This window comes from Brachybacterium sp. AG952, from assembly GCF_004362645.1.
GTDB classification, from domain to species: Bacteria; Actinomycetota; Actinomycetes; order Actinomycetales; family Dermabacteraceae; genus Brachybacterium; species Brachybacterium conglomeratum.
Window position 1 is genome coordinate 53,101 of the sequence record NZ_SNXV01000003.1, and the last position, 15,314, is coordinate 68,414.

At 73.9% G+C, this 15,314-nt stretch carries 15 protein-coding genes; 10 read left to right on the plus strand and 5 right to left on the minus strand.

Annotated features, from left to right (window positions below; genetic code table 11):
* Positions 1 to 58: 58 nt before the first annotated feature.
* From DEU31_RS08480 to DEU31_RS08495, 4 genes are all read left to right on the plus strand, one after another.
* Positions 59 to 1,450 carry a glycine--tRNA ligase gene (locus tag DEU31_RS08480; RefSeq protein WP_133676814.1) on the plus strand — a complete coding sequence of 464 codons (1,392 nt, stop codon included), beginning with the start codon at positions 59 to 61 and terminating at the stop codon, positions 1,448 to 1,450.
* Positions 1,451 to 1,695: 245 nt separating this feature from the next.
* Positions 1,696 to 2,736, plus strand: a complete 1,041-nt coding sequence (locus DEU31_RS08485; protein ID WP_243733786.1) for a DUF4037 domain-containing protein — start codon at positions 1,696 to 1,698, stop codon at positions 2,734 to 2,736.
* Positions 2,737 to 2,889: 153 nt separating this feature from the next.
* A complete protein-coding gene (locus tag DEU31_RS08490; protein WP_133676816.1) occupies positions 2,890 to 3,555 on the plus strand; it encodes an ATP-dependent Clp protease proteolytic subunit in 666 nt (221 codons plus the stop codon).
* Positions 3,552 to 4,154, plus strand: coding sequence for an ATP-dependent Clp protease proteolytic subunit (locus DEU31_RS08495; RefSeq protein ID WP_010551670.1), 603 nt, complete (start codon positions 3,552 to 3,554; stop codon positions 4,152 to 4,154). Before DEU31_RS08490 ends, DEU31_RS08495 begins: the two co-directional genes overlap by 4 nt.
* Here the strand turns inward: DEU31_RS08495 and DEU31_RS08500 are convergent.
* Positions 4,132 to 4,530 carry a helix-turn-helix transcriptional regulator gene (locus tag DEU31_RS08500; RefSeq protein WP_133676817.1) on the minus strand — a complete coding sequence of 133 codons (399 nt, stop codon included), beginning with the start codon at positions 4,528 to 4,530 and terminating at the stop codon, positions 4,132 to 4,134. The genes DEU31_RS08495 and DEU31_RS08500 overlap by 23 nt on opposite strands.
* Before the next feature lie 100 nt (positions 4,531 to 4,630).
* Positions 4,631 to 5,749 carry an LLM class flavin-dependent oxidoreductase gene (locus tag DEU31_RS08505; RefSeq protein ID WP_133676818.1) on the minus strand — a complete coding sequence of 373 codons (1,119 nt, stop codon included), beginning with the start codon at positions 5,747 to 5,749 and terminating at the stop codon, positions 4,631 to 4,633.
* Between the two features lie 214 nt (positions 5,750 to 5,963).
* Here DEU31_RS08505 and dusB point away from each other — a divergent pair, with 214 nt between their 5' ends.
* The 3 genes from dusB to dnaG are packed head-to-tail and all read left to right on the plus strand — an operon-like array spanning position 5,964 to position 10,521.
* On the plus strand, positions 5,964 to 7,205 hold the full coding sequence (dusB, locus tag DEU31_RS08510) for a tRNA dihydrouridine synthase DusB (protein ID WP_133676819.1): 1,242 nt from the start codon (positions 5,964 to 5,966) through the stop codon (positions 7,203 to 7,205).
* Positions 7,206 to 7,208: 3 nt separating this feature from the next.
* Entirely contained in the window at positions 7,209 to 8,540 is a 1,332-nt protein-coding gene (locus DEU31_RS08515; RefSeq protein ID WP_133676820.1) for a deoxyguanosinetriphosphate triphosphohydrolase, read from the plus strand.
* A 4-nt stretch (positions 8,541 to 8,544) separates the two neighbouring features.
* Positions 8,545 to 10,521, plus strand: coding sequence for a DNA primase (gene dnaG, locus DEU31_RS08520; RefSeq protein ID WP_133676821.1), 1,977 nt, complete (start codon positions 8,545 to 8,547; stop codon positions 10,519 to 10,521).
* Here dnaG and DEU31_RS08525 read toward each other — a convergent pair.
* On the minus strand, positions 10,487 to 11,128 hold the full coding sequence (locus DEU31_RS08525) for a VTT domain-containing protein (protein WP_010551664.1): 642 nt from the start codon (positions 11,126 to 11,128) through the stop codon (positions 10,487 to 10,489). The two genes, dnaG and DEU31_RS08525, sit on opposite strands and share 35 nt — an antisense overlap.
* A gap of 274 nt (positions 11,129 to 11,402) precedes the next feature.
* On the opposite strand from DEU31_RS08525, the gene DEU31_RS08530 reads away from it, so the two are divergent.
* On the plus strand, positions 11,403 to 12,575 hold the full coding sequence (locus DEU31_RS08530) for a histidine kinase (RefSeq protein WP_133676822.1): 1,173 nt from the start codon (positions 11,403 to 11,405) through the stop codon (positions 12,573 to 12,575).
* Positions 12,568 to 13,245 (plus strand): response regulator transcription factor, encoded by a 678-nt coding sequence (locus tag DEU31_RS08535; RefSeq protein ID WP_133676823.1) that lies wholly within the window; start codon positions 12,568 to 12,570, stop codon positions 13,243 to 13,245. The genes DEU31_RS08530 and DEU31_RS08535 overlap by 8 nt, the downstream gene beginning before the upstream one ends.
* Positions 13,246 to 13,296: 51 nt before the next feature.
* Here DEU31_RS08535 and DEU31_RS08540 read toward each other — a convergent pair whose 3' ends face one another.
* Together DEU31_RS08540 and DEU31_RS08545 are read right to left on the minus strand one after the other, a co-directional pair.
* The gene (locus tag DEU31_RS08540) at positions 13,297 to 14,118 is read right to left on the minus strand and encodes a CHAD domain-containing protein (RefSeq protein ID WP_133676824.1); all 822 of its coding nucleotides are present in this window, start codon (positions 14,116 to 14,118) and stop codon (positions 13,297 to 13,299) included.
* Positions 14,115 to 14,468: a hypothetical protein gene (locus DEU31_RS08545; RefSeq protein ID WP_010551660.1), complete on the minus strand. Its 354-nt coding sequence runs from the start codon at positions 14,466 to 14,468 to the stop codon at positions 14,115 to 14,117. The genes DEU31_RS08540 and DEU31_RS08545 overlap by 4 nt, the downstream gene beginning before the upstream one ends.
* Before the next feature lie 136 nt (positions 14,469 to 14,604).
* Here DEU31_RS08545 and DEU31_RS08550 point away from each other — a divergent pair, with 136 nt between their 5' ends.
* Complete coding sequence (locus DEU31_RS08550; protein WP_010551659.1) at positions 14,605 to 15,270, plus strand: MarR family winged helix-turn-helix transcriptional regulator; 666 nt, start codon at positions 14,605 to 14,607, stop codon at positions 15,268 to 15,270.
* Positions 15,271 to 15,314 lie beyond the last annotated feature (44 nt).

The window sequence follows — 15,314 nt, forward strand, 5'->3', positions numbered from 1 at the left end:
CCTGGGCCGACGACTATGCTGGGAGCGATCCGATCGCACCGTCACCAGGAGTCTCCCCGTGGCCAAGGCCCCCGCCAGCACGCTGGACAACGTCATCGCTCTCGCCAAGAAGCGCGGCTTCGTGTTCCAGGCCGGTGAGATCTACGGAGGCTCCCGCTCCGCCTGGGACTACGGCCCCCTGGGCGTGGAGCTCAAGGAGAACATCAAGCGCCAGTGGTGGCGGACCTTCGTCCAGTCCCGCGGGGACATGGTGGGCCTGGACTCCTCGATCATCCTCCCCAAGCGGGTGTGGGAGGCCTCCGGTCACGTGGCGACCTTCGTCGACCCGCTGGTGGAGTGCCGCAGCTGCCACAACCGCTTCCGCGAGGACCACCTGATCGAGGCCTTCGAGGCCAAGAAGGGCCGCGTACCCGAGGGCGGCATGGCGGAGATCGCCTGCCCCAACTGCGGCACGCGCGGCGAGTTCACCGAGCCGCAGCAGTTCTCCGGCCTGGTGAAGACCTACCTCGGCCCCGTCTCCACCGAGGCGGGCCTGCACTTCCTGCGCCCCGAGACCGCGCAGGGCATCTTCGTCAACTTCCTCAACGTCGTCACCGCCACCCGGCAGAAGCCGCCCTTCGGCATCGGCCAGATCGGCAAGGCGTTCCGCAACGAGATCACCCCCGGCAACTTCATCTTCCGCACCCGCGAGTTCGAGCAGATGGAGATCGAGTACTTCACCCCGCCGGCCGAGGCCGACGAGCACTTCTCGGCCTGGGTGGAGGCGTGCTGGAACTGGTTCGTGGACCTCGGCATCAAGGAGGAGAACCTCCGCCGCTTCGACGTGCCCGAGGACGAGCGCGCCCACTACTCGGCCGGCACCATCGACTTCGAGTACCGCTTCGGCTTCCAGGGCAGCGAGTGGGGCGAGCTGATGGGCGTCGCCAACCGCACCGACTTCGACCTCAGCAGCCACACCGAGGCCTCCGGCACGAAGATGCAGTACTTCGACCAGGCCGCGAACGAGCGCTACACGCCCTACGTCATCGAGCCGAGCTTCGGCCTGACCCGCTCGATGATGGCCTTCCTCGTCGACGCCTATCGCGAGGACGAGGCCCCCAACGCCAAGGGCGGGGTCGACAAGCGCACCGTGCTCGGCCTGGACCCGCGCCTCGCCCCGGTCAAGGCCGCGGTGCTGCCGCTGTCCAAGAGCGAGGACCTGGTGCCGCGCGCCGAGAAGCTCGCCGAGACGCTGCGCAGGCACTGGAACGTCGAGATGGACGTGACCCAGGCGATCGGCCGCCGCTACCGCCGCCAGGACGAGATCGGCACCCCGTTCTGCATCACCGTCGACTTCGAGACCGCCGAGGACCAGGCCGTCACGATCCGCGAGCGCGACACCATGACCCAGGAGCGCGTGGCGCTCGACCAGGTCGAGTCCTACCTCGCCGCGCGCCTGATCGGCGGCTGAGCCGCACAGCACGGCCGACGGGGCCGACGGGGATCTCCCCGTCGGCCCCGTCCTCGTCCCGGCGAGCCGGCGGGTGTCCGGGACCGCGGGTGTCCATGACCGCGGGTGTCCGGGGCCGGGCGGGTCCGAGGCCGCGGAGCGTCGCCGACGGGCGCGTGGCGACATGAGATGGCTGTATCGCCATGTCGTGCCGCCTCGCGCCCGTCCGTGACACGTCGCGCCGCGGGGATGGCAGAGTGCTCCGCATGAGCAGCACCTCCGGCCTCGAGCTGTCCGCCGCCTACCACCGGGAGGTGGTGGCGCCGCTGCTGGAGCGCCGGCTGTCCGGTCTCCCGTACGCCGCGGCGCGGCTGGGCTCGGGATCGGACGTGCTCGGGTTCGACGACGCGCAGTCGCGCGACCACGACTGGGGTCTCCGGCTCACGCTGCTCGTCGAGGACGGCGCCGCGGGTGAGGTCGACGCGCTCCTCGAGCGGGAGCTGCCGACGCAGTGGCGCGGCCATCCCGTGCGCTTCGCGACGACCTGGGAGCCGGTGGTACGCCAGCGCGTTGAGGTCGCCTCGGCCGCGGACTTCGCCGCCTCACGGGTGGGGATCGCCCCGCAGCGCCTCGACGGCGCCGCGCCGCTCGACCTGGTGGACTGGCTGCAGCTGACCGGGCAGGCGGCGCTCGAGGTGACCGCCGGGCCCGTGTTCCACGACGGCACCGGGGCGATCACCGCGATCCGGGAGCGGCTGCGCACGTACCCGGAGGACGTGCGCAGGTACGCGATCGGCGCGGACTGGACCCGCATCGGCCAGGAGCTCGCCGACGTGGGCCGGGCCGGGCTGCGCGGCGACGAGGACGGCTCCGCCGTGATCGCCGCGCGACACGTGCGCACCCTGCTCCATCTCGCCCACCTGCTGCACCGGCGCTGGGTGCCCTACGGGAAGTGGCTCGCCCGCTCGGCGGCCGCGCTGCCGGACGGCGATGCCCTGCGCCGCTCCGTGCTCGCGGTGCTGCGGGCACAGGACTGGCGCACCCGGCAGGGCGCCCTCGCCGCGCTGGTCGAGCAGATCGCCGCGCTGCAGGGACAGGTCGGCCTGCCCACCCTGGACCCCGCGACCGAGCCCTTCTTCGACCGCCCCCATGTGGGGCTGCGCGGGCTCCCGGAGCTGCTGGTCGAGGAGATCACCGACCCTGCGGTGCGCGCGCTGCGCCCCGGCATCGGCACCGCCGAGCAGATCAGCGACCACGTGAGCGTGCTCGTCGACCCCGTGCTGCGCAGGCGGCTGGTCGGCGGGTGAGCACCCGCTGCCCCGCTCCGCCCGCACCCTCCTCCGCGGGGCACCCCGGCTTCTCCGTCCTGCGCTGAACAGTCCTGCGCTGATCAGTCGCGGGCTGATCAGCACGCGGCGGAGAACGACCCGGACGGGACCGCGGCGGCGCAGGCTGGGGCCATGACCACGCACACCGCCCCACCGCCCCGACTCGACACCTCCGACCCCACCGCCCCGCAGCCCCTCGCCGCCCTCACCGCGACCCGGCTGCTGCATCAGCGCGTGCTGCTGCTGGACCGAGAGCTCGAGCAGGACAACGGATCGTCGCTGGCCGCCCAGCTGCTCCTGCTCGCGGCCGAGGACCCCGCCGCCGACATCACCCTGCTGATCAACTCGCCCGGCGGGCTGGTCCCGGCGATGCTCGCGATCGGCGACCTGATGGACCTGGTCCCCTGCGACGTGCGCACAGTCGCGCTCGGCATGGCCTACAGCGCCGGGCAGTACCTCCTCACCCAGGGCACACCCGGCAAGAGGTACGTGCTCCCGCACGGCCAGGTGCTCATGCACCAGGGCTCGGCCGGGTTCGGCGGCAGCGCCGCCGACATCGAGCTGCAGGCCGAGGACCTGCGCCGCAACCGCGACCTGCTGATCCGCCTCACCGCGGAGCGGACCGGGCAGAGCGAGGAGCGGATCGCCCGTGACTCCGAGCGCGACCGCATCTGGGACGCCGAGGGCGCCGTGGACTACGGCTTCGCCGACCACGTCGCCGCGGACCTCGCCGAGATCCTCCCGCTCGGTCCGTCCGGAGCCCGCGGCCGCGCCGCGGGGATCGGGGGCGCACGATGAGCAGCTACACCATCCCCTCCGTCATCGAGCGCACCCACACCGGCGCCGAGCGCAGCGCCGACGTGTTCTCCCGCCTGCTCAGCGACCGGATCGTCTACGTCGGCACCCCGATCGACGACGGCGTCGCGAACACCGTCATCGCCCAGATCCTGCACCTGGAGAACGAGTCTGCCGACGCACCGATCCACCTCTACCTCAACTCCTCCGGCGGGGACGTGCAGGCGGTGCTCGCCATCTACGACACGCTCGCCTTCGTGCGCAGCCGGGTGGCGGTCACCTGCATCGGCCAGGTGGTCGCGGCGCCGGTGGTGCTGCTCGCGGCGGGCACGCCCGGGCTGCGCTGGGTGCTGCCCCACACCCGCGTCGTCCTCCACCCGCTCGAGGCGCAGGGACGCGGCGCGGTGCCGGACCTGATCCTCGCGACCGAGGAGGTCCAGCGACTGCGCGGAAGCCTCGAGGCCCTGCTCGCCGAGCACTCCGGACAGGACCTGCAGCGGGTGCGGCGGGACCTCGAGCGGGAGCAGGTGCTGGATGCGGAGGCGACCGTCGCCTACGGCCTCGCCGACGAGGTGCTGCTCAGGCGGCCGCGAGCAGAGTGACGCCCGAGCCGTCGCGGGGCTCGGAGGCCGGGCCGGCGAAGGAGCGGCGATCTCCCTCGGCGGAGGAGCTTCGTCCTCCGGGGGAGGAGCGCAGCTCGAGGACCGGCGCGATGCGCCCGGTCGACGGGGCGGCGGCGAGCGCACTGTCGGCGGTGCGCAGCAGGAGCAGCGGGAGGTCGACGTCGAGCGCGCCGAGGATCGCGGCGAGCAGCTCCGAGGAGGGGTCCTTGCGGCCGCGCTCGACATCGGAGAGGTGTTGCATCGACACCCCGGCCGCGCTCGCGACCTCGGCGAGGGTGCGGTGCTGACGGTGCCTCTCGGCCCGCAGCTCCGCCCCCATCAGCTCCCGCCAGAGCGGCTCGAGGTGCGTCTCCATGCGGTGAGACTACGGTCGCCCCGCGCCGGCGGGGGAGTTCTCCGCTGTGGGCGGAAGCGCGCGGTCGGTCCTCGGTGCACGTGGGGCGTGCCGGGGCCGTTCAGGGCAGGGCGGCCAGCAGATGCGGCAGCACGTGCTGGGCGAAGGTGCCCAGGGTGCGGGTGCTGTCCTCGAGCGGTGCGCCGGGCGGCAGCACCAGCGCGATCTCGTCGGCCTCCAGCACCACCGGGTCCGCCAGCAGCGCCTGCGCGACGGCGACCGGCTCGTCGAGCACGACCGGACCGTAGACCGCCTCGCGTCCGCCGAGCTCGGTGCGGCGGTGCTCGGCGAGCACCCCCGCCTCCGCGGAGCGCTCGCGCGGGATCAGGGTGGTGAAGCGCTCGAGCTCCGCCTCGTCGAGCACCGGGAGCATCTGCCGGCTGACCATGACCCGGCCCTCCCCGTGCCCGGCCCCGAGCGACGCCTCGCGATAGGCGCGCAGCGCCTCGAGCTGGAGCTGCGCGAAGGAGCGGCCCGAGCCGTCGTCCGGGGCCATCGTCGCCAGCTGCAGGCCGAGGCCGAGCCGGCCCGCCAACGCCGCCCGCTCCGGGCTCGCCGCCCCGTAGGCCAGGCGCTCCCGCAGCCCGGGCGCGCGGGGCTGCAGGCGCAGCGGCGTGCCGGGCTCGACCTCCTCGATGTGCGCGTCCGCCCCCGCGACGATCTCCCCGTCCAGGAAGGAGAGCAGGTCGTGCAGGATCCGGTCCACGTGGTCGCGATGGTCTCCCTGCAGGGCCCCGAAGGCGCGGGCGTAGATCGCATCGTGCGCGGAGTAGCCCGGTGCGAGGCCGGCGCGGAGCCTGCCGCCGGTGAGCAGGTGGGCGGTGGCGAGGTCCTCCGCGAGCCGGCCCGCGTTCTCGAAGCGCAGGGGGATCACCGCGGTGCCCAGCTCGATGCGCTCGGTGTGCTGGGCGAGGGCGGAGAGGAACAGCAGCGGCGAGGGCAGCGCGTCCTGCAGGTGCCGCACCCGCACGTAGCCCGCGTCGTAGCCGAGCTCCTCCGCGCTGCGGAACAGCGCGCGACCCTCGTCCAGGGCGGAGTGGTCCACCTGGGCGACGAAGCCGATGCGGGGCGCGGGGCGGCCCGTCGCGGCACCGGTCGCGGGTGCGCCGTCGTGCGCGGGTGCGGTGCCGGTCGTCGATGCGGTGCGGGCCGGGGATCGGTCTGCTGCGGATGTGCTCATCGCACGCCTCCTTCGAGCGGGGTCCTCGGCAGCACGGTCGCCCGGCGCCGGGGAGTGGTGCCGTCACCTGATTCTCCCCCGCGGGGAGGGCCCGGCGGGGGACCGAGGGCCCTCCGCGCCCCTGCCTCCGACGGTTCCTCCCCGGGCGGACCCGATGCACATCACCTCACGGATCCTCCCGAACGTCCGCCCAGGATGGGACAATCCAGGGACGATGACCCTTCTGACCGACACCGTGACCGCCGTGACCGCCGCTCCCGCCCCCGCCGACGCCCCGTCGGCCCCAGGACGGGAGCGCATTCGGCGACCTCTCACGATCGGGAGGCTCACCGTGGACACCCCGGTGATGCTCGCGCCCATGGCCGGGGTCACCAACATGGCCTTCCGCGTGCTGTGCCGCGAGTTCGGCGCCCTGCACAGCGAGGACGACGGCGGTCTGTTCCCCACCGAGATGGTCACCACGCGCGCGCTGATCGAGGACCACCGCGAGTCCTGGCGCCTGCTGCGCATGGCCGATCGGGAGCGGCCCCGCTCCGTCCAGCTGTACGGCGTGGACCCCGCGGTCGTCGCCCGCTCGGTGGAGATGATCCTCGAGCGCGACGGCGCCGACCACATCGACCTGAACTTCGGCTGCCCCGTCCCCAAGGTGACGCGTCGCGGCGGCGGCGGCGTGCTGCCCTGGAAGGACGAGCTGTTCACCCGCATCCTGCGCGCCGCGGTCGAGGCCGCCGGGGACGTGCCGGTGACGCTCAAGACCCGCAAGGGCGTGGACGACGGCCACCTCACCTACCGCGACGCGGGCCTGATCGCCCAGGAGGTCGGCGCCGCCGCGATCACCCTCCACGGCCGCACCGTGAAGGAGCAGTACTCCGGCACCGCGGACTGGACCTCCATCGCGGACCTCAAGCAGACGGTCACCGACATCCCCGTGCTCGGCAACGGCGACGTGTGGTCCGCGGAGGACGCGCTGCGGATGATGGACGAGACGGGCGCCGACGGCGTCGTCGTCGGCCGCGGCTGCCAGGGACGGCCCTGGCTGTTCGCCGACCTCGCCGCCGGGTTCTCCGGCAGCGCCGAACGGGTCCGGCCCGGCCTCGGCGACGTCGCGCGGATCCTGCGCCGACACGCCGAGCTGCTCACCGAGTTCTACGAGAGCGAGGACCGGGGCGTGAAGGACCTGCGCAAGCACGTGGCCTGGTACTTCAAGGGCTATCCCGTCGGCGGCGACATGCGGCGCCGGCTCGCGACCATGGAGTCCCTCGTGGACCTCGACGAGAAGCTCTCCGAGCTCGACCTCACCGCCCCCTACCCGGGCGCCGACGTCGAGGGGCCGCGCGGCCGCACCGGCCACCCCCGCAACGCCACCGTCCCCGCCGGCTGGATGGACACCCGCGAGCTGTCCGACGAGCACCGGGCCCGCCTCCACGAGGCCGAGCTCGACATCTCGGGCGGCTGAGCCATGACGACCACCGCCCCTCCCGGCCCCGCCGCGGCCGTCCCGCCCGTCGGCTACTCCGCCCACGACCTCGAGCGCTGGGTGCCCGAGCCGCCGAAGTCCCAGGCCCGCACGCCCTTCCAGCGGGACCGGGCCCGGGTGCTGCACTCCTCCGCGCTGCGCCGTCTCGGTGCGAAGACCCAGGTGCTCGGCGCGGGCGCGAACGACTTCGTCCGCACCCGCCTCACCCACTCCCTCGAGGTCGCGCAGGTGGGACGCGACATCGGCGCCGAGCTCGGCTGCGACCCCGACGTGGTCGACGCCGCCTGCCTCTCCCACGACCTCGGCCACCCGCCCTTCGGCCACAACGGCGAGAAGGTCCTCGACGACCTCGCGAAGGACTTCGGCGGCTTCGAGGGCAACGCCCAGACCCTGCGCCTGCTCACCCGCCTCGAGCCCAAGGTGATCGGACCGGAGCGCCCCCACGGGCTGAACCTCACCCGCGCCTGCGTCGACGCCGCGATCAAGTACCCCTGGTCGCGCGGCGAGGGCCCGGACCCGGACTCCCCGAAGTTCGGCACCTACGCCGACGACCACGACGTCTACTCCTGGGCGCGCGAGGGCGCCGTGGAGGGACGGAAGTGCTTCGAGGCGCAGGTCATGGACCTCGCCGACGACATCGCCTATTCCGTCCACGACATCGAGGACGCGATCACCGGACGCACCCTCGACCTCGGCCGCCTGCGCGACCCGATGGAGCGCTCCGCCGCGCTGTACGTCGTCCAGGACTGGTACATGCCCCACGAGAGCCTCGACGCGCTGGACGCGGCACTGTCCCGCCTCGAGGCCGAGCCCTCCTGGATGTCCGCCTTCGACGGGTCGATGCGCTCGGCCGCGGCGCTGAAGGACATGGCCAGCCAGCTCATCGGCCGCTTCACCCGCTCCGCGATCACCGCCACCCGCGCCGAGCACGGGCCCGCGCCCCTGTCCCGCTACGGCGGCGACGTGATCGTGCCGGAGGGGACCCACGTCGAGATCGCGGTGCTGAAGGGCCTGGCCGCCGCGTACGTGATGTCCTCCGCCTCCCAGCAGCCCGTCTACGAGGCGCAGGAGGAGATCATCCGCGACCTCTACTCCCGGCTGTGGCACACCGGCACCCAGCACCTCAGCCCCCTGTTCGCGGAGCTGTGGCAGCAGGCCGAGGACGACGACGCCCGCCGACGTGTGATCGTCGACCAGATCGCCTCCTACACCGACGTCACCGCGAGGCGCCTGCACGAGGTGCTCTACGACCGCACCCTCACGCACGTCACCGCCGCGGACATGCCCCTGCCCGGCCTCGGATCGGAGCTCTGAGCGGGTGGCACAGGGACTGATCCGCCGCGCCGACGTGGACCTCGTGCGCGAGCGCTCCCGCCTGGACGAGGTCGTCTCCGAGCACGTCACGCTGCGCACCGCCGGGATCGGCTCGATGAAGGGGCTGTGCCCCTTCCACGACGAGAAGACGCCCTCGTTCAACATCCGCCCCCAGCTCGGCCACTGGCACTGCTTCGGCTGCGGCGAGGGCGGGGACGTGATCTCCTTCGTCCAGAAGATCAACCACCTCAGCTTCGTCGAGGCGGTCGAGATGCTCGCCGGGCGCTACGGCGTCCAGCTGCACTACGAGGAGGGCGACGGCAAGGGCGGGGACCGGCCCGACTTCGGGACCCGGCGCCGCCTCCTGGACGCCCACTCGATCGCGGAGGAGTTCTACCGCGAGCAGCTCTCCGCCCCGATCGGCGAGATCGGGCGGCGCTTCCTCACCGAGCGCGGCTTCGACCAGGCCGCCGCCGAGCACTTCGGCGTCGGCTTCGCGCCCGAGGGCTGGGACTCGCTGACCTCGGTGCTGCGCGGACGGGGCTTCACCGAGGAGGAGCTCACCGCCAGCGGGCTCGTCTCCCAGGGCCAGCGCGGCGTCTACGACCGCTTCCGCGGGCGCCTCGTGTGGCCGATCCGCGACATCACCGGCAAGACCATCGGCTTCGGGGCGCGGCGCCTGCTCGAGTCCGACCAGGGCCCCAAGTACCTCAACACCCCCGAGACCGCGATCTACCACAAGTCCTCCGTGCTCTACGGCCTCGACCTCGCCCGGAAGGAGATCGCCTCCCAGCACCGCGTGGTGGTCGTCGAGGGTTACACCGACGTGATGGCCGCACACCTGGCCGGGGTCACCACCGCCGTCGCCTCCTGCGGCACGGCCTTCGGCGCCGAGCACGTGAAGATCGTCCGCCGCGTGATGGGTGACTCGAACCCGTCGGCCGGGCTGCGGCTGAACACCGACGGGAAGGGCCTGGCCGGGGAGGTCGTCTTCACCTTCGACGGTGACGCCGCCGGGCAGAAGGCGGCGCTGCGCGCCTTCGAGGAGGACCAGCGCTTCGTCGCCCAGACCTACGTCGCGGTCGAGCCGAACGGCCTGGACCCCTGCGATCTCAGGATCCAGCGCGGCGACGAGGCGGTGCGGGAGCTGATCGAGACCCGTCGGCCGCTGTTCGAGTTCGCGATCCGCACCGCCATCTCCCAGGTCGACCTCGACACCGTCGAGGGCCAGGTCACCGCGCTGCGGATGGCCGCGCCGGTCGTGGCGAGGATCCGGGACCGTGCGATGCGGCCCGAGTACGCGCGCCGGCTCGCCGGCTGGCTCGGGATGGAGGAGCGGACCGTGCTGCGCGCCGTGCACGACGCCGCCCGCACCGAGGGCGGCGGCGGGCACCGCGCCCACGAGGCGCCGCCCGAGCGGGCGGGGGAGCGGCCCGGCGCCCCGGCGATCGAGGACGACGGCGGCGTCCTGCCGATGCCGCGCCTGGCCGACGTGGTCAGCCCCCGCGACCCGGTGGGCCAGGTCGAGACCCAGTCGCTGGCCGTGATGCTGCAGGCCCCGCATCTGCTGGACACGGAGCGGGTGGCCGCCCTGCCGGACGACTCCTTCCACGTCCCTGCCCTGCAGGGGGTGTGGGACGTGATGCTCGCCGCGGGCACCCTCCTGGACGCCGTGGGCGGGCAGCTGCCCGCCGCGCGCTATCTGGAGCAGGTCCTCGAGATCGCCGGCGAGACGGTGCGGCCGCTCATCGTGGAGATCGCGAACCTCGACCTGCCGGCCCGCAGCGAGGAGGCGCTGGGACGGCTCGGCGTCTCGCTCCTGGACCGTCTCAGCGAGCTGTCGATCACGCGCGAGTACTCCGTGCTCAAGCAGCGTCTCCAGCGCACCGATCCCTCCGACGCGGAGCGCTACCAGCAGATCATGGCGCGTCTGACCGAGGTGCAGATCAAGCGTCGGTCGCTGCGGGCACCTTCCGACTGACGGCGCCGGTCGAGGCGGCGCGTCCGGCCCGGAGCCTGCGCACCAGCTCGATCCCGCCGCCGACCAGCAGCGCGAGCGCGATCCCGACGGCGACGCCGAGCAGCGGGTTGCTGCCGAAGGCGAGCCCGCCGAGCATCCCGATGCCGACGTAGTACAGGGCCCAGATCAGCGCCGCCAGCGAGGAGTACAGCACGAAGGCCGGGCGCGGGAAGCGGATCGCCCCCGAGGTGATGTTCACGGCGGTGCGCGCGCCGGGCACGAACCGGGCCCCGAGGATGATCACCCCACCGCGGGAGCGCAGCGCCGTATCCGCCGCGCCGACCACCGCTCCCGCATACCGCCGCCGGCGCAGCCTCCGCGTCAGCGGACCGGCCCCGCGGCCGACGTGATGGGCCAGGACGTCGCCGAGCAGCGCCCCCGCCCAGGCGGCGACGACCAGCAGGGCCGCCGAAGGGCTTCCGGTGACGGCGAAGGTGCCGGCGGTCAGCACGACGGTCTCCGCCGGCACCATCGGGACCAGGGAGTCGCCGACGGCGAGGGCGATGACGAGGAGCAGCAGCCACGGCGAGGCCATGAGGCTCTCGGCGAGCTGCAGGACGCTGTCCATGCGAAGGTCTCCGGACGTGCTCGGGGGCGGTCGGTCGATGGCCTCGACGCTAGGCGGAGCAGGGGACGCGGCACCGCCCGGCTGACCCTGCGGATCGGCGCGGGGAACTGCGCCAGGATCCTGCAGGAATCCCCCTGGGGGCCGCCGGTGCGGCTTGGTAGGTTCGGACCCCGCCGACCCCGGTCCGAACCCGAACCCGGGCCGAGCCCGAGCCGATGCCCACGGCCCGCTCCGGCGGGCCGCTCCCCGCCCGCCCTGATCCCGGAGGCCCCCGATGTCCCTGCCCGCACTCCCCGGGTCCCTGGCGCGGCGGGGCCCCGTGCGCCTCGTGCGTCGGGCGTGCCGCCAGGTGCTGGGGACGCTCGGCGGCCTGCTCCTCGGCCCGCTGCTGCTCCTGGCATGGATCGCGGCCCTGCTGCGCTGGCGCGGGCCGCTGGAGCGGTTCCGCGGGTGGGAGCAGTGGAGGCTGCTCCGCGCCTACCGGCTGCGACCGGGGGAGTCGCGCGGCGAGTTCCTGCGCGGCGCGCGCATCCCGTTGTGGGCCCTCGCGACCACCGCCGCCGGCTGGCTCATGCTCGAGGTCCTGATGCTCGTGATCGCGGTGGTCCTCGGCAGTCTCAGCCAGTCCCTGTACGGCTCGTCGGTCACCCTCGGCTTCGACCTGTGGGTGCTCAGCCGCCCCGCTCTGCTGGTCGCGCTGGTGTTCGGTCCGGGCGGTGTGCTGATGACCGCGCTGTGCGCCGAGGGCGTCGCCTGGGCGCTCGCGGCGCTCCTGGGTCGATGGACCGAGGTGACACGGGAGGACGCGCTCGAGCCGCGCCTGCACCAGCTGCTGACCACCCGGCGCGGCGTGCTCCTCGCGATCGACGACGAGCGACGACGGATCGAGCGGGATCTCCACGACGGCGTGCAGCAGAACGTCGTCTCCCTCTCGCTCGTCCTCGCCCGCGCCCGGCGCGCCGACGATCCGCAGCGCTCCGCGGCGCTGCTCGAGCAGGCGCACGGCCAGTCGCAGGCGCTGATCGAGGAGGTGCGCCAGGTCGCCTGGAGGGTCTACCCCACAGCCCTCGACGAGCACGGGCTCGTCTCCGCGCTCGAGGGCGTGGCGGCCTCGAGTCCTCTTCCGGTGCGGCTCGCGACCGGCATCGAGCACTCCCTGCCGCCGGCGGTCGAGTCCGCCGCGTACTTCGTCGTCCGGGAGGCGGTGACGAACGTGGTCAAGCACGCGGCGGCCTCCGAGGTGCTCGTCGAGGTGGGCACCGCCGAGAGGCAGGGGAGCGCGCTCCTGCGCCTGACGGTGCGGGACGACGGGGTCGGGGGTGCGGATCCCGAGGGCGGGGGACTGCAGGGCCTGGCCCGGAGAGCGGCGGCGCTCGACGGTACGCTCGAGGTCCGCAGCCCGCGCGGCGGGCCCACCGTCATCTCCGCGGAGCTGCCCTGTGACTGAGCCGATCCCTCCGACCCCGACCTCGCCCGGGATCGTCCTGGCCGATGATGCGGTGCTGCTGCGTGAAGGGGTGCGCAGCCTGCTCGAGGACGAGGGGATGGAGGTCCTCGCCTCCGTCGGCGATGGCGCGCAGCTGCTCGAGGCGGTGCGTCGGCACCGTCCCGGTCTGGCGATCGTCGACGTGCGGATGCCGCCCACCCACACCGACGAGGGGCTCGTCGCGGCGCTCGCCATCAAGCGCGAGATGCCCGAGGTGGGGGTGCTGATGCTCTCCCAGCACGTCGCCCGCGAGTACGCCACCGAGCTGCTGGGCTCCGAGACGACGGGGATCGGCTACCTGCTCAAGGACCGCATCACCGAGATCGACGGCTTCCTGGACGCGGTGCGTCGGGTCTCAGGCGGCGGCACGGTCATCGACCCCGCGGTGGTGCGGGCGCTGCTGCGCGCGCCCGATCAGCGGCGCGCCGTGGGGAGGCTGAGCCCACGGGAGCTGGAGGTGCTCGAGGCGATGGCCGAGGGACTGTCGAACCGGGGCATCGCCGAGCGTCTCTTCCTCTCCGTGAGCACGGTGGAGAAGGCCGGCAGCGCGATCTTCGACAAGCTCGACCTCGCCGGGGAGGAGCAGAGCAGCCGCAGGGTCCTCGCGGTGCTGCGCTACCTGGAGTCCTAGAGCTCCGTGCCGCGCGACTCGACGTGACCCGCGCGCTGCTCCCGGCGGTGCTCAGCTCGAGGCGACGGCGCGGGCGATGAGCTCCCGCTGGCGGGCCGACAGGCGCGTGCGCAGCTGCTCGAGGCCGGTCCTCGCCGGCGATCCGGCGTCGGCCGCGGTGACGAGCTCCGTCAGCAGGCCGTGGGCGATCTCGAGGTCCTGCACCCCGCCGAGCAGCTCCTGCATCGCCTCCGCCCGCACGCGCGCCGCCTCGATGTGCTCGTGGCTCGGCGCGTCGTCGGGGGCGGCGGCCAGCAGCTCGGCGGCGTAGCGCCAGCGCTTGGCGGCCTTGCGCGCCGCATGGAGGCGGGAGGGCTCCCCGCCCGAGGTCTCGAGCCGTCGCACGACCTTGCGCTCCGCGCGGTCCAGGACCTCCTCGGCCGCCGGGACGGGCGGCGAGGGCGGGGTGCGGCACCAGGCCTCCAGCAGGGCCGCGCCCTCGCGCCACGCCCCCGTGCCCGCGGCCGCCTCCAGCGCGGCCAGCGCGTCGCGCCGTCGGGAGCGCAGCTCGTCCTCGAGCAGAGCCTGCGCCGCCGACCGCGCGGGAGCGGGCTCGAGATCCTCCGCCTCGGAGGCGAGGAGCGCCGCCAGGACGTCCGCGTCCCGCACCACGCCGAGAGGAAGGGCGAGCGCCTGCAGCGCCGCATCGGCCGCGGCGGCGTCCGGCACTGCGCCGGGGACGGTGCGCACGGCGGCACGCAGCCGTCGCAGGGAGGTGCGCGTGCCGTGCACGATCTCCACGGGCAGCTCGGCGCCGATCCGGGAGATCCCGTCCAGCGCCCGACAGGAGTGCTCGCCGACGTAGACGGCGAGCGACCCGTCCCCGTCGCTCATCCCGGGGCGAGCACGTACTCGTGCAGCGCGGTCCCGCCCTCGGCCGCGGCGGTCAGCAGCATCACCGTGTCCTCGACGGCGACGACGGCGCGGCGGCGGTCGGGCAGCTCGTGCAGCTCGCCCTGCTGGATCACGAAGGGCTCGGGCGCCTCGACCCGGATCGCGCCGTGCATCAGGTAGAGGGAGGCGGGCACCTCGTCCTCGTGCTCGGTGAGCCGGGTGCCCTCGGTCAGCGCGAGGATCGTCTGCTGGAGCGCGCCCCGGCGGACCACCGGCTCGGCATGGAATCCTGCGCCGCTGCTCCGCGCCTGATCGATGGATCGGGTGATGACGGGTGTGAGAGCGACCATGACGGCCTCCTCCTCGTTGACGGATCCGTCCTGCCAGTATCGTCCACGAAGGGCGGAAGGTCATGCCCTGCATCCGGTCGGTCGGCCGCGATGAGCGCGCGGACGTCCCCCGCCCGCAGGACGCTACGATCCTGGGATGGGCCAAGCGGGCGGCGGGCAGGAGTCGCGACAGGACGGGACCGCGCGTCGGGACGCGGCCGGCGCAGCGGACAGGGCACGCGGCGCCGACGCGTCGGGCGAGGCGACGGCAGAGGCGGGGGGCGAGCACCCCGTCGGCTACTGGTACCCCGAGCACGACTCCGCGATCGACGTGCTCACGGCGCTGCGCACCTACCAGGCCGCACACGGCGACATGCGTCGACGGATGAGCGCCGGGATGGACATGAACACGACCGACCTGGCCGCGCTGCGCTATGTCATCGCGCACGAGCGGCACGGGGAGCCGCTGACCCCGCTGGGCCTGGCGCGGCTGCTCAGGATCTCCGGCGCCTCCAGCTCGAAGCTGCTGGACCGTCTGACCGCCTCGGGGCATCTGCAGCGGGTCCCGAACCCGCACGATCGCCGCTCGAGCGTCGTCGTCGCGACCGAGCACGGGCACACGGAGGTCCGGGAGCGCCTGGACGGCCTGCACGCGCGGATGCAGGAGGCGGCGGAGCAGGTGCCCGAGGAGGCCCGCGGCGAGGTCGCCGCCTTCCTCCGCCGCATCGCGGGGGTGCTCGACGCGGAGATCACCTCCGACTCGCCGCTCTCCCCGGTGACGCGGTCACCGGCCCCGCAGCGGCCGTCTCCTCGCCGCGGCTGACCAGGCGCCGGCCCCGCGACTCCGGACGTCGCGCCCCGGACCTC

What these genes read in the sequence shown, in the direction of transcription:
- DEU31_RS08545 (WP_010551660.1), bottom strand. Translation starts at nt 14,468, where the DNA reads ATGGTCGCTCTCACACCCGTCATCACCCGATCCATCGATCAGGCGCGG.
- dusB (WP_133676819.1), top strand. Translation starts at nt 5,964, where the DNA reads ATGACCCTTCTGACCGACACCGTGACCGCCGTGACCGCCGCTCCCGCC.
- DEU31_RS08515 (WP_133676820.1), top strand. Translation starts at nt 7,209, where the DNA reads ATGACGACCACCGCCCCTCCCGGCCCCGCCGCGGCCGTCCCGCCCGTC.
- DEU31_RS08540 (WP_133676824.1), bottom strand. Translation starts at nt 14,118, where the DNA reads ATGAGCGACGGGGACGGGTCGCTCGCCGTCTACGTCGGCGAGCACTCC.
- DEU31_RS08550 (WP_010551659.1), top strand. Translation starts at nt 14,605, where the DNA reads ATGGGCCAAGCGGGCGGCGGGCAGGAGTCGCGACAGGACGGGACCGCG.
- DEU31_RS08495 (WP_010551670.1), top strand. Translation starts at nt 3,552, where the DNA reads ATGAGCAGCTACACCATCCCCTCCGTCATCGAGCGCACCCACACCGGC.
- DEU31_RS08500 (WP_133676817.1), bottom strand. Translation starts at nt 4,530, where the DNA reads ATGGAGACGCACCTCGAGCCGCTCTGGCGGGAGCTGATGGGGGCGGAG.
- DEU31_RS08505 (WP_133676818.1), bottom strand. Translation starts at nt 5,749, where the DNA reads ATGAGCACATCCGCAGCAGACCGATCCCCGGCCCGCACCGCATCGACG.
- DEU31_RS08530 (WP_133676822.1), top strand. Translation starts at nt 11,403, where the DNA reads ATGTCCCTGCCCGCACTCCCCGGGTCCCTGGCGCGGCGGGGCCCCGTG.
- DEU31_RS08485 (WP_243733786.1), top strand. Translation starts at nt 1,696, where the DNA reads ATGAGCAGCACCTCCGGCCTCGAGCTGTCCGCCGCCTACCACCGGGAG.
- DEU31_RS08490 (WP_133676816.1), top strand. Translation starts at nt 2,890, where the DNA reads ATGACCACGCACACCGCCCCACCGCCCCGACTCGACACCTCCGACCCC.
- DEU31_RS08525 (WP_010551664.1), bottom strand. Translation starts at nt 11,128, where the DNA reads ATGGACAGCGTCCTGCAGCTCGCCGAGAGCCTCATGGCCTCGCCGTGG.